This window comes from Acinetobacter yuyunsongii, from assembly GCF_041021915.1.
In the GTDB taxonomy this organism is placed as follows: domain Bacteria; phylum Pseudomonadota; class Gammaproteobacteria; order Pseudomonadales; family Moraxellaceae; genus Acinetobacter.
In genome coordinates this window covers 1,390,320-1,403,020 of record NZ_CP157435.1, presented here as the reverse complement: position 1 = coordinate 1,403,020, position 12,701 = coordinate 1,390,320, and the positions used below count along the sequence as shown (strand labels likewise).

11 protein-coding genes are annotated in these 12,701 nt (G+C 39.4%); 4 read left to right on the top strand and 7 right to left on the bottom strand.

Annotated elements, in window-relative coordinates; genetic code table 11:
* The first annotated feature begins 5 nt into the window (after positions 1 to 5).
* Positions 6 to 1,370 (top strand): acetyl-CoA carboxylase biotin carboxylase subunit, encoded by a 1,365-nt coding sequence (gene accC, locus ABLB98_RS06715; protein ID WP_348882978.1) that lies wholly within the window; start codon positions 6 to 8, stop codon positions 1,368 to 1,370.
* 46 nt (positions 1,371 to 1,416) lie between these two features.
* On the opposite strand, the gene ABLB98_RS06710 is transcribed toward accC, so the two are convergent.
* A complete protein-coding gene (locus ABLB98_RS06710) occupies positions 1,417 to 1,893 on the bottom strand; it encodes a hypothetical protein (RefSeq protein WP_348882979.1) in 477 nt (158 codons plus the stop codon).
* 203 nt (positions 1,894 to 2,096) lie between these two features.
* On the opposite strand from ABLB98_RS06710, the gene ABLB98_RS06705 reads away from it, so the two are divergent.
* Positions 2,097 to 3,587: an amidase family protein gene (locus ABLB98_RS06705; RefSeq protein ID WP_348882980.1), complete on the top strand. Its 1,491-nt coding sequence runs from the start codon at positions 2,097 to 2,099 to the stop codon at positions 3,585 to 3,587.
* A gap of 1 nt (position 3,588) precedes the next feature.
* On the opposite strand, the gene ABLB98_RS06700 is transcribed toward ABLB98_RS06705, so the two are convergent.
* The 5 genes from ABLB98_RS06700 to ABLB98_RS06680 all read right to left on the bottom strand — a co-directional run bounded on the left by ABLB98_RS06700 (position 3,589) and on the right by ABLB98_RS06680 (position 8,725).
* Entirely contained in the window at positions 3,589 to 4,761 is a 1,173-nt protein-coding gene (locus tag ABLB98_RS06700; protein WP_348882981.1) for an MFS transporter, read from the bottom strand.
* A 228-nt stretch (positions 4,762 to 4,989) separates the two neighbouring features.
* Positions 4,990 to 6,018, bottom strand: a complete 1,029-nt coding sequence (locus ABLB98_RS06695; protein WP_348882982.1) for an alpha/beta hydrolase — start codon at positions 6,016 to 6,018, stop codon at positions 4,990 to 4,992.
* 1 nt (position 6,019) lies between these two features.
* A complete protein-coding gene (locus ABLB98_RS06690; protein WP_348882983.1) occupies positions 6,020 to 7,153 on the bottom strand; it encodes a YdcF family protein in 1,134 nt (377 codons plus the stop codon).
* An 8-nt stretch (positions 7,154 to 7,161) separates the two neighbouring features.
* Positions 7,162 to 8,196: a UDP-N-acetylmuramate dehydrogenase gene (murB, locus tag ABLB98_RS06685; protein WP_087536163.1), complete on the bottom strand. Its 1,035-nt coding sequence runs from the start codon at positions 8,194 to 8,196 to the stop codon at positions 7,162 to 7,164.
* A gap of 16 nt (positions 8,197 to 8,212) precedes the next feature.
* On the bottom strand, positions 8,213 to 8,725 hold the full coding sequence (locus ABLB98_RS06680) for a low molecular weight protein-tyrosine-phosphatase (RefSeq protein ID WP_005160449.1): 513 nt from the start codon (positions 8,723 to 8,725) through the stop codon (positions 8,213 to 8,215).
* A 181-nt stretch (positions 8,726 to 8,906) separates the two neighbouring features.
* On the opposite strand from ABLB98_RS06680, the gene ABLB98_RS06675 reads away from it, so the two are divergent.
* Entirely contained in the window at positions 8,907 to 10,067 is a 1,161-nt protein-coding gene (locus ABLB98_RS06675; RefSeq protein ID WP_348882984.1) for an iron-containing alcohol dehydrogenase, read from the top strand.
* Positions 10,064 to 10,507 (top strand): thioesterase family protein, encoded by a 444-nt coding sequence (locus ABLB98_RS06670; protein WP_348882985.1) that lies wholly within the window; start codon positions 10,064 to 10,066, stop codon positions 10,505 to 10,507. Before ABLB98_RS06675 ends, ABLB98_RS06670 begins: the two co-directional genes overlap by 4 nt.
* Positions 10,508 to 10,553: 46 nt before the next feature.
* Here ABLB98_RS06670 and dnaX read toward each other — a convergent pair whose 3' ends face one another.
* Positions 10,554 to 12,548: a DNA polymerase III subunit gamma/tau gene (gene dnaX, locus ABLB98_RS06665; RefSeq protein WP_348882986.1), complete on the bottom strand. Its 1,995-nt coding sequence runs from the start codon at positions 12,546 to 12,548 to the stop codon at positions 10,554 to 10,556.
* Positions 12,549 to 12,701: the final 153 nt, after the last annotated feature.

Genomic DNA, 12,701 nt, shown 5'->3' with positions numbered 1-12,701 from the left:
TTCTAATGTTGCAAAAAGTATTAATTGCAAATCGCGGTGAAATCGCCTTACGAATTACGCGAGCTTGTAAAACGCTTGGCATTAAAACAGTTGGTATTTATTCTGATGCTGACAAAGACTTAATGCATTTACGCTTCGTTGATGAAGCTGTCTGTATTGGGCCGGGTACCACAAGTGAAAGTTATTTAAATATTCCTGCAATTATTACTGCTGCAGAAATTACAGGTGCGGATGCCATCCATCCTGGATACGGCTTTTTGTCTGAAAATGCTGAATTTGCTGAAATTGTAGAAAGCTCAGGTTTTATTTTTATTGGTCCTCGCCCTGAACACATTCGTCTTATGGGTAACAAGGTATCCGCGATTATTGCCATGAAAAAGGCTGGCGTACCCACCGTGCCTGGATGTGACCATGCTGTAACGATTAACAATGCACTTGCTGAAGCAAAAGAAATTGGCTTCCCGTTGATCGTCAAAGCAGCATCAGGCGGCGGCGGTCGTGGTATGCGTATCGTTGAACGTGTCGACACATTACTTGAATCAGTTCAAGCTGCACAACGTGATGCTGAGATGTGGTTTGGTGATGATACTGTATACATGGAGCGCTTCTTACAGAAACCTCGCCATGTAGAAGTTCAAGTGTTAGGTGATGGTAACGGTCATGCAATCCATTTATATGACCGAGACTGTTCTTTACAACGTCGTCATCAAAAGGTGTTAGAAGAAGCCCCTGCTCCAAATCTACCAGAACAAGCACGTGCTGATATTTTAGAAGCATGTGTCAATGCTTGTAAGTTGATGCAATACCGTGGTGCTGGAACTTTTGAGTTTTTATTTGAAGAAGGCGAATTCTTCTTTATCGAAATGAATACTCGTGTTCAAGTTGAGCATCCTGTAACTGAAATGGTTACTGGCATTGATATTATTGAACAACAACTGCGGATTGCAGCTGGTTTAGGTTTAAATATTGAACAGCATGAAGTCGAAGTAAAAGGTCATGCGATTGAATGCCGTATCAATGCTGAAGATCCGACCACCTTCCTACCTTCTCCTGGTAAAATAGAAAACTTCTATGCACCCGGCGGCGCAGGTATTCGTTTAGATTCTCATATTTATCAAGGCTATAGTATTCCGCCGTATTATGATTCGATGATTGCAAAACTCATTGCTCATGGTAAAGATCGTCAAACATCTTTAGCTCGTATGCGTCAAGCTTTAGATGAAATGATTCTGACTGGAATCAAAACCAACATTCCATTGCACAAAGATCTTATCTTGCAGGACAAAAACTTCTGTGAACAAGCTATGGATATTCACTATCTAGAAAAACATCTGCTAAAACAGCTTGAACAGAAAGCTGAAAAAGCATAAATAAAAAAGCCTCTAAGTTAAGAGGCTTTTTTATTATTCAATCTTTCTAAGGTAGAACACGGCGTAATGTCGCAAAACATTTTTCGCCTTTTTCATTGGCGCAAAAATTAATGGTGTAATCATTTTCCCACTTCACAAAATATTGCGAAACCTCACCAGTTTGGTCTAGTGTTTGACCAGAGCAATCCATCTGATTATTGTCATACTTAATCTGTAGAACTAATGCTGGTAAACGCTCTTTATGATCTTCTGAAGGTTGATAATCATATAAACCATAAGACCACTCTTGGTTACTCTTAATCACGACTTCATTCATTCCACGAAAATTATAGTATTCGACACACTTCTTATTATTAGGAATTTCCATTCCCCATAGCCCCATGATTTCAGGACGAGTTATCACCCGAATCGCATTTGCTTTAGCCAATTGTTGTGCTGTTACTGCTTTTTCATTTACGACCGTGTCTGCCATAGTCCATGTTGAGCAAGCCCATAATAATCCAATAATATAAATATTTTTCATAGATTTAATTAAGTCGTAATCTAAACGGTGCAAGGCTTTAAATTAGCATATTTTTTGAGAAAAACATGCATTCATAACCATATAAACACAATATTTTTAGCTTGAACTTTATTTGATTGTTATGGCATTTTTCAGGTATGCTAGCTCTAGATTTACAGTTATTTTATTTACATTATAAAGCTTTAGCTTTAAGGATAAAAGCCATGAAATTTTCTGAATACGTGCAATATGATGGTTTAGGATTAGCAGAACTGGTCAAAAGCAAACAAGTTCATCCTTCAGAATTATTAAAAATTGCATTAGAACGAACAGATAAAGTCAATCCAAAGTTAAACGCCATTATTATTCCAATGTATGAGCAAGCGAAGCAGCGCGCACAGCAAGAGTCCTCTGGGTTATTTGCAGGCGTTCCATTTCTAGTCAAAGATCTATTTCAAGAATATCAGGGTATTCCAACGTCCTATGGTAGCCAAGCGCTAAAAAAAATTAATTATACACCTGATTTTAATGCCGAAATCGTAAACCGCTGGGAACAAACAGGGATTATCACTTTTGGTCGTACGAACACGCCTGAGTTTGGTATCAAAGGAATTACTGAACCCGATGCTTGGGGGGCTTGCCAAAATCCGTGGAATTTAAAACACAATAGTGGTGGTTCTTCTGGTGGATCAGGCTCTGCAGTTGCAGGTGGAATCGTCCCGATTGCTGGCGCAGGTGACGGTGGTGGATCAATTCGTATCCCCGCTTCTTATTGTGGTTTATTTGGATTAAAGCCGAGTCGTGGCCGTACACCTTGGGGGCCACAATACAGTGAAGCAATGCATGGTGCTGCCATGCAACATGTTCTCTGCAAAACAGTTCGCGATAGTGCTGCCATGCTCGATGCAGTTCAAGGTCCAGAACAAACTTCACTTTTTAGAATAGAAGCGCCTGAAAAGAAATATTTAGATATCATTCAACAAGCTCCAAGAAAACTCAAAATTGCTTTTAATACTCAATCTCCGATTGGAACAAAAGTTTCTAAAGACGCGATTCAAGCTGTTCAACAAACCGCTAAGTTACTGGAGTCTTTAGGGCATATTGTTGTAGAAGATCGTCCAAAAATAGATGGTTTAGCATTAGGAAAAGACTTTATAACGACTTGGTTCAGCCAGTTCTCGTATATGCAGGCACAAATTAAACAAATGGCAGGTGCAACTGATCATGATTTCGAATTAGATTCTATTGCCCTCGCTGCTTTTGGGGCCAAGACAACCGCAACAGAATATATTCATACACTGAATAATTGGGGGCTTTATAGCACTCAAATGAACATTTTCTTTGAAAAATATGACCTTTATTTAACCCCAACAACAGCATCAGTCGCACCAAAAAATGGGGAAGTTGCGACACCTAATTGGCAAAAACCAATCTTGAAAGGACTGTTAAAAGTAGGAAAAGCGCACTATCTTGCACAAGGTAAATTAGTTGAAAAAATGGTACAGGATAATTTAAGTTGGGTACCTTTTACGCAGTTAGCAAATATTACGGGTTTACCTGCCATGTCAGTCCCATTATATTGGAACAAAAATGGCTTACCTTTAGGTAGCCAGTTTATTGCACCTTTTGGACGTGAAGATCGTTTATTGCAACTTGCAGCACAATTAGAACAAACACAACCATGGATGTCTCAATATCAGAATATTCAACTCTAATCTAAGTTTTAGCTGCCGTTTCCAATTGATTCGGCAGCCAAAATACTAAAAACAAACCGACGAGTACGATACCACTTGCATATAAGAAAATTGTTGCGCCTGAAAATACTTGCCAATAATGCCCAGCTAATAGACTTCCAGATGCGACCCCTAACCCCCACATTGTGCTGTAAAGTGCTTGTCCCCGCCCTTGTTGCTCAGCTGAAAAATTTTGAAAAATCACTTTCATTGCAATTAAGTGAAATAATCCAAAACTAAAGGCATGTAAACATTGAGCAAATAACTGACCCCAAAAATGTGTGTTTAATATACTAACCAAAAACCAGCGTAAACTGGTCAGAATCAAGCATACTGCAACTAGTGTCCGCCAAGAGAAACGAGTAAAGAAAACTTTTTGCGCTATGGCAAACATCATAATCTCTGCAATTACGCCTGTTGCCCACAGCGTTCCAATTTGTGTCGTGCTAAATCCTATCTCTTTTAAAAAATTACTATAAAAACTATAAAATGGCGCTTGTGAAAATAATAAGACAAATTCAATTGCAAAAAATGCAGCCACAGTAGGTCGTTTTAAAATAGGTAATATAGATTCTAGTTTTTTTTGCGAGCTAGGCGCATGTTCAGGTTCTTTAATGGTAAATGACCACAAAAAAGCTAAAAAAGAAACCGCTAAAAGTAAAATGGGTAGCATTGAAATTTGAATAATTTCTAATAAAGCTCCGATAATGAATACGCCTAATATGAAGCCAACAGATCCCCATTTTCTAACTTTCCCATAAAGCTCAGCGCGTTTATCCCCCAACCAGAATAAAGTAACGCCTTCAAATTGCGCCAGAATTGCATTTTGAAAGAAACTAAAGATTAGCATGAGTAGTGCAACAGATTGAAAGCTATTTGGAATAACAAAAATCGCAAACCAGATACAGGCTTCCATCCATGTTGCAATACGCACAAGCAACATTCGTTTGCCTGACTTATCTGCAATCCAGCCCCAAATCAGCGGTGCAAAGAAACGAGTAATAATCGCAATTGAAGACAAAATACCAATTTCTTGATAATTGAAACCTTGATCTTGTAGATACAGGTTCCAATAAGGCATGAATGTGCCCACTATGGAATAGTAGAACAGGTAGAAACCACCCAATCGGGTTTGGATATTCAGGGAATGCAACAAATTAAGAGCCTTATCAACAAATGTAGACTGAAAAAATCGGAAAATTTATCAAGATAGGTTGAAGTGAATTTTAGCTGATTTAAGAGAATAATTCTCAAGTCTAACAATTCATTACTTGTGGTAAATCACGGTTCTTGTCAAGGTTTCTCTATTGCTGAATAATAGGAATCTCCTGCCTATGGCTAGCCCTGCACAAGCTCATTGCCAGTAGATTATAAAAAATCACCACTAGTAATAGTGGTGATTTGGTTTTGCATGTAAAAATGCAGGAATCAATCCAGTCAAAGCAGCTCGAATATCTGCACGCTCATTAATCAATTGATGTGAACCCTCTTCCAACATCAACAAGGTCTGTAATCTAAATTTTCGGCGAATATATTCAATGTTATAACGCCAATCTACCGTTTGATCGAGTGCACCTTGAGCAAGCCATACAGGAATACGACATGCAGGTCGATGTTCCATTTCTAACATCCATTTGGACATTGCTAAAATCCAATCCATCCCCATCATTCGAGGCTGTAATGGATCAGTTAGGCGAATAAATCTTAAAAACTCAGGATTATGATTATTACGACGGAAATGTCGTGGTACTTGGCTCTTTATACGACGAATAATTCCTAAGCCAACAGAATTATGCCACCAAGCTGTTTTTGCAGGTCGAACCAATGGCGATAAGAGCAACACTCGATTAACGATCGGATCTTCTCTACGCTCAGCAAATTCAAGTAAATGATGCATCCAAATCGCACCACCAGTACTTTGCCCTATTCCTAACCATGGTTTTGGTAGTTGTTTAGCACTACGAACAACATCATAAACTGCATGCAATACTTGCTGGTAATGGTCAAAATTCTGAATACTTGCTGGTGAACCATTACTTAATCCATGACCGGGCAAATCGTATGTAATAACACTGAATCCTTGATCAAGAATTTCTTTTATAATGGGTTGATAAATACCACTATGTTCTAAATATCCATGTAATAAGCATACCGTACCTAAAATCTTTTCCCGTTGAGGTTGAAATACTTGTACATGTAAACGAAATAATGGCATTTCAACATAACCTTGCCAGTGTTCACATTCAAGTAAATCTAAACCATAAAGCTTTCTATAGGCTTGTAGTGCTTTTGAAGGTTCTATTATTTTTGATAAATCAAGCGACTCTAAAAGCTGAGGCGTTGTTTCTCTATTGGGGATAGGTAAATCCAATTGTTTGAGTATTGTCGGATTTAAAAATGGAATATTGGACATATTATGGTATCTCTCGACAATCACCTGAGCCAAAAAGCGTATCACGAATCGTAGCTAGCAATTCATAGTTAGCACGACGACTGTGATCATAATTTTGTTCACTTGGTCGCCAGTCTGTCAATGTTGTTGGCATCGGTGCGATCACAGGAACAGTTTCAATTCCATTGAGTGCAAATAAACGTCTTGTTCGTGGCATATGATATTCATCTGTGATGAGAATGACTGTCGGTGCGCCACCTTTCTTTTGCAGTAATAATGAACTAAATCTGGAGTTTTCACAGGTATTCATACTTCTATTTTCTAGAAGCTTCGCTTCTATACCGCGTTCTTTCAGCCAAGCTTGCATATAAGGTGCTTCAACACCACTTAAAACAATAGGAAGAGGATATTGCTTTTCGACTTGCAAAGTTTTTTCCAAACGAAGACGTGTATAGTTATTTACAACAATATCTTTACCATTTGCACCAAGTGTCAAGCCACCGCCTAAAACAACAATTGCATATGGCTGAGACAATCCTTGCGACTCGTTCATTCCATCCTTGTTCTTCTTCAGATCAACTAAATCTTTATTTGTCTCGTCTTTTTCATCTGAATAAACAGGTAACTCAACAGGATATGTTTCTAAAAAAGCAATATATTTTCCCATTAAAGCCTGATTATCAGGCGTATTCCACTGTAAAAAATCCATTGGCGTACTTGCTGCTACAGCAGAACTCTCTTGTTCCTGTTCTGATTTCTCCGCCATTAATGGAATATTGGTCTGCTGGTTTTCTTCTACATTTTCACGTTCTTGCTCTTCGGTAATCAGTTGTTGTAATAATTTATAACGTGCTTGAATTAATCTTAAATCTTCAGGTTTTTCAGACCGAAATGTTTTTTCCATTAACTTGAGATAAGCTTGGCGCGCAATCCACAAATTAGACCCCGGCTCCAAAGTTTCATGCTCGCTTAACGCAGCTGTTTTTTGACTTTGTGCAGCAACTTCATTCACATCAACAGGCACAAATCGGTTTAGCCCCTTTACAACCAATTGCGAATAAAATGGCGAATATAAAAAAAGTACAAAGCAGCCTAATAGCACGAAAAATATAGTTATGATTCGTACTAAGCCAATCATCCAATGTACTTTATCCATAAAATTCCTTATACATGATGCGCTTGGATTAAGCCTTGCTCACTATACAGCACTGGTTCAGGTTCTAATTGAATATTAAATTTCTGTTTTACATCACTTTGTACAGTTTGATAGGTATTTTTAACATCAGCTAATGTCGCATCTGCATAATTCACTAACACCAATGCCTGTTTATCAAACATTCCAACAGAACCAAGTTGTTTACCTTTCCAACCTGCTTGATCAATCAACCAACCCGCTGCAACTTTAACATTGCTATGTGTTTGAGGATAATGGGGAATATTTGGAAAATGTTGAGCAATTTTGCCAAATTCAGCTTCAGTCAAGATTGGATTCTTAAAAAAGCTTCCAACATTTGGAAATTCTTTTGGATCGGGCAATTTACTTTGACGAATATGAATCACCTGATTTTGTAAATTTTCAGCGGTGAATTCCTCTCCAACAGCTTGTTTAAGATCACCATAACTCAACTTCAAATCAGCTTTTTTTAATAGTTTGAAAGTAACACTGACGATGATGTAGCGGTTTGGATAATCTTTGAAAATACTATGGCGATAAGCAAAGTGACAGTCTAAACCTGAAATAGAATCAAATACTTTTAGTTGACGATCATAGACTTGAACAGAATCGATAAACTCGCCAACTTCAACACCATAGGCACCAATATTCTGCACAGGTGATGCACCCACTAAGCCGGGAATGAGTGCGAGGTTTTGCAAACCAAACCATTGTTGTTGAGTGCTGTACAACACAAAGTCATGCCATACTTGCCCAGCACCCACTTTTACTGTGATGGTATTTTCATCTTCAGCGAGAACATTTATCCCTTGTATATTTAAATGCAACACCAAAGCTTGAATCTGTTGGGGTAATAACACATTACTTCCACCAGATAAAATCAAAGCATTCAAATTGTGTTGCTCAGCAAAGTTTAATGCCTCGATCACATCATCAGGATGATTGATTTGAACATAATGCGAAGCAATAGCACTCAAATTTAATGTATTTAAGTTTTTAAGCTGAACTTGTGCTTGTACCTGCATATTAAATTAAATCCTATTACCCTACTTTCATTTGCTTTTTAAAAACGTTAACCCATGCTTGGCTGCTAGATTCACATTGATCAAGTACTCGATCAAATCCATCCGATCCACCGTAGTAAGGGTCAGGCACTGCCTGCTGGTTAAAATGAGGATCATGCTCACTCATCAATGCGATTTTGGCGCGGATCTGTTCCGCACCAAACTGGCGTACCGCTTTCGACATGAGGGACTGAATATCTTCAAAATTCTCATGGTCCATCGCCAGAATCAGATCAAACTCAATAAAATCCTCAAGACGAATTTGTCTGGCACGTAAGCCCGATAAATCATAGCCACGCTGTAGCGCATGTTTCTGGCTTCGCGCATCAGGTGCCTTGTTTGGGTGGTAATTGCTCGTACCCGCCGAATCGACAGATACATTTAAACCATGCGCATCACAATAATGTCTGAGAATTGCTTCCGCTGTGGGTGAACGGCATATATTTCCTAAACAGACACATAATACCTTGTACGGTATTGGGGATGGCATAATCACCTCAAAACTACACTTTTTAGAACATCTTATGGTAATTTATTTGGGCAGTGAAACCTATAGTTGCCTTATATAAAAATGTTGTATTTATTAGAATTTGTTGGCATTTTGTCTATGATTGCGACATAGGTCAGGTATGGACGATGATTTGTCAAAAGATAGAAATAAGGATGTACGTATGAACCAGTTTCAGTTCCAGACCGTTCCCAACATTATTGCAGGTTTAGGTTCAATACAGGAACTTAGAACCATCTTGTCACAACATGATTATCGAAAAGCGCTTCTGGTCACTGATGCTGGCATGATTCAGCACCAGCTTCATTTACCCATTCTAGACATTCTGGATCAGATAGGTCTTGAGACTATCATTTATTCCGATATTCAGGCCGACCCACCTGAACATATTGTTTTAGAAGCTGTTGATTTTGCGACACAAGAGCAAATTGATGTGATCATCGGTTTTGGTGGTGGTAGTTCCATGGACGTGGCTAAAATCATTGCCTTGCTCGCACACCCTAAACAACAGCAAAAACTGAGTGAAATCTATGGTGTAAACCAAGCCAAATCCCCTCGTTTGCCACTCATTCTTATTCCAACAACAGCGGGAACAGGTTCAGAAGTCACACCAATCTCAATTGTCACAACAGGTGCAACCACTAAAATGGGTGTGGTAGCACCAATTTTATATGCCGATGTGGCCATTTTAGATGCAACTTTTACACAAGGCTTACCTGCGCATATCACGGCTGCAACAGGTATTGACGCGATGGTACATGCAATTGAAGCCTATACTTCAAATGTTAAAAAAAACTTCTATGCAGATATGTTAGCCCAAAATGCACTGAAATTATTAAATCATAATTTAGCTAAAGTATTGAAAAATGGTGCTGATTTAGAAGCTCGCCAAAATATATTGGTCGGCTCAATGCTTGCTGGTCAAGCATTTGCTAATGCCCCAGTCGCGGCGGTCCATGCTCTCGCCTATCCATTGGGCGGACATTTCCATCTTTCACACGGACATACCAATGCCTTAGTTTTAATTGAAGTGCTTAAGTTTAATGCACCCAAAGCCAAGCAACACTATGCAGAGCTTATGCAACTGTTAGATCCACGTAGTACAGGTTGCACAGATGGTTTATGTGATCTATTTATTGATCATATGCAGAATCATTTGGACCAGAGTGGGTTAACATTGAAATTAAAAGATTTAGACATTCCTGAGGCGAAATTACCTCAGTTAGCAAAAGATGCAATGCTACAAACCAGATTGTTGCAGAACAATCCAAGGGAAATGACCGAGCAAGACGCATTACAGATTTATCAGGCGATTTATGCATGAGCAAACCGACTTTAAAACGACGCGAACAATTTAAATTCTTTTTTCCAATCCAAACCCGTTGGGCCGATAACGATATTTATGGTCATGTGAACAATGTGACCTACTATAGTTATTTTGATACCGCAGCTAATTCATTACTGATTCAAAAAACAGGCTTTGACATTCACAACAGTGAAGTTATTGGCTTAGTAGTTGATTCAGCTTGTAGCTTTCAACAGGAACTGTCGTTTCCAGAAATCATTGAAGTTGGTGTAGCGATTGGCAAAATTGGAAATTCATCACTTAGATATGAACTGGCGATCTTTAAACAAGGTCAGCACGAAGCTGCAGCTCAAGGGCATTTTGTCCATGTATTTGTAGACAGAGAAAGTCGAAAAAGCACAGCAATTCCAGATGCAATGCGCTCTACACTCTTCGAATATTTGCTGCTGACCGTATAAATGAATAGAGGCAAAACGTTTCCGTTTTGCATCTTACTTAGAATCGTTAAGATTTCAATTGAATGTTATGTAACTCTGCATCAAAAGTTTCCACTAGGCTTTTGATTGTGGATTCCTTGCTTAATAATTCGATCGCCCGATGATAAGCTCTTTCTTTACGCTCATTCTGCATAACTAAAGGCGTATTGGAATTAACAGCACCATATTGAACACTGAACAGCGTTTGTGGCCATTGTTCTTTTAATGCATCCTCCAAACCATGCTGCAATTGCGACAACATGCCTTCATATTCTTGAGGAATCAGGAAAATAGAAGTGCCGTTAATCTGTCCTTGCATCACACCATGTTGAGCTAACTCTTGAACAGCAGGTGAAAGCTGGCTGGTTCTAAACCAGTATTCCCACTTCTCCAAATTCCACTCACCTTCCAAAACCTGCTCACGCAATTTTAAAATATCTTGAGGCATCAAATCTGTTTGCCCAAAATCTTGCTGTTGTATTGGCGATCCAACAGGCTGATCTGCGACCACAATCGGTTCCGAAACAACAGCTTTAAGCACTGGCTCTGCGATGAGATCAAGTGCCCGTTCAGCTTGAGGCTGCTTCAGATGTACTTGAGGATTTTGCTCAACAGGAAAAACCAGCACATCATCCGCCTCAACGATATTCGACTGAATCGTTTGTTGTTGCGCTGATACATCCAATCCAATTAACTGCCCGTCCTCGGCATCAAACACCATGAGATGAGGATTTTGATTGCGCTGTTCAGGTTCAGGTTCAGGTTCAGGTTCAGGTTCAGGTTCAGGTTCAGGTTCAGGTTCAGGTTCAGGTTCAACGCTAACCGCTTCTTGCTGAACTGCAAACTGATTTTCTGTACTTGAATCCTGTACAGGCTGATGCGCTTCAGGCGCTGTAATTTGCGTAACAGGTGTTGCAGTTACGATAACTTCATTCAAATTCAACGGTCTAAACGCCAGTAAACGCAACACCGTCATTTCAAAGCCTTGCTCTTGCGTCACCGCAAGTTGCAACTCAGCTCGACCTTTACAGGCAATTTGATAATACAACTGCAAATCTTGGGCAGAAATGAGTTTCGACAATTGTAGAATCTTCTGGTTAATTTCTTCACTATATTTCAGTGCAAGATCAGGTAAATATTGCAACAATGCCAATTCATGCAAGGTAGAAACCAATTGGTCTAAAACCAAGGACACATCTAAAGCTTGCTGTCTAAATTGTAGAAGGAGCTGACTTACCCGTGCTTGCTGATTTTGATGGATTGCCAAAATCAAATCATAAATAATGGTTCGGTCAATCAAACCGAGCATATCTTTAACATCTTGATGATGGACTGCACCTTGACCATAGGCAATTGCTTGGTCTGTTAAAGACAAGGCATCACGTAATGAACCTTGTGCAGATTCTGCAATTTGCCAAATCGCATCTTGATCGGCTTCGATATGCTCTTTATTTAAAATTGCTGTCAAATGTTCCGTAATTTCATCAACAGCCAAAGGACGTAACGTAAATTGCAAACAGCGCGAGATGACGGTGATCGGCAATTTCTGTGGATCTGTCGTTGCAAAGAGGAACTTTACATGCTCTGGTGGTTCTTCCAGAGTTTTGAGCAAGGCATTAAATGAATGCGTTGAAAGCATATGCACTTCATCAATCAGGTAGACCTTGAAGCGACCCTGCGTCGGCGCATAAGGCACATTGTCGAGTAACTCGCGAGTATCTTCAACCTTGGTCCGTGATGCCGCATCGATTTCAATTAAATCAATAAAACGACCTTCATTTACGGCTTTACAGGTTGCACAGACTTCACACGGCGTTGACGTCACGCCTGTCTCGCAGTTCAAACACTTGGCTAAAATACGGGCAATCGTGGTTTTCCCGACACCGCGCGTTCCTGTAAACAAATAAGCATGATGCAAACGCCCACGTTCTAATGCGCTGGTTAAAGCACGAGAAACATGGTTTTGCCCAACTAACTCATTGAAATTACGAGGACGGTATTTTCTTGCCAGTACTTGATACATGTATGCTCCTTTCTGCATCTTAAGCATACTGTTTTTTTGAAAGGCTGTGAACGAGTCCACTTCTAATTGATCAAGATTAAATACTTTCTGAAGCTTTTAAACCGAATTTCTTATAGATTTACTTACAATCATCACAAGACTTGCACCGATATT

What these genes read in the sequence shown, in the direction of transcription:
- accC (WP_348882978.1), top strand. Translation starts at nt 6, where the DNA reads ATGTTGCAAAAAGTATTAATTGCAAATCGCGGTGAAATCGCCTTACGA.
- ABLB98_RS06710 (WP_348882979.1), bottom strand. Translation starts at nt 1,893, where the DNA reads ATGAAAAATATTTATATTATTGGATTATTATGGGCTTGCTCAACATGG.
- ABLB98_RS06705 (WP_348882980.1), top strand. Translation starts at nt 2,097, where the DNA reads ATGAAATTTTCTGAATACGTGCAATATGATGGTTTAGGATTAGCAGAA.
- ABLB98_RS06695 (WP_348882982.1), bottom strand. Translation starts at nt 6,018, where the DNA reads ATGTCCAATATTCCATTTTTAAATCCGACAATACTCAAACAATTGGAT.
- ABLB98_RS06690 (WP_348882983.1), bottom strand. Translation starts at nt 7,153, where the DNA reads ATGGATAAAGTACATTGGATGATTGGCTTAGTACGAATCATAACTATA.
- murB (WP_087536163.1), bottom strand. Translation starts at nt 8,196, where the DNA reads ATGCAGGTACAAGCACAAGTTCAGCTTAAAAACTTAAATACATTAAAT.
- ABLB98_RS06680 (WP_005160449.1), bottom strand. Translation starts at nt 8,725, where the DNA reads ATGCCATCCCCAATACCGTACAAGGTATTATGTGTCTGTTTAGGAAAT.
- ABLB98_RS06675 (WP_348882984.1), top strand. Translation starts at nt 8,907, where the DNA reads ATGAACCAGTTTCAGTTCCAGACCGTTCCCAACATTATTGCAGGTTTA.
- ABLB98_RS06670 (WP_348882985.1), top strand. Translation starts at nt 10,064, where the DNA reads ATGAGCAAACCGACTTTAAAACGACGCGAACAATTTAAATTCTTTTTT.
- dnaX (WP_348882986.1), bottom strand. Translation starts at nt 12,548, where the DNA reads ATGTATCAAGTACTGGCAAGAAAATACCGTCCTCGTAATTTCAATGAG.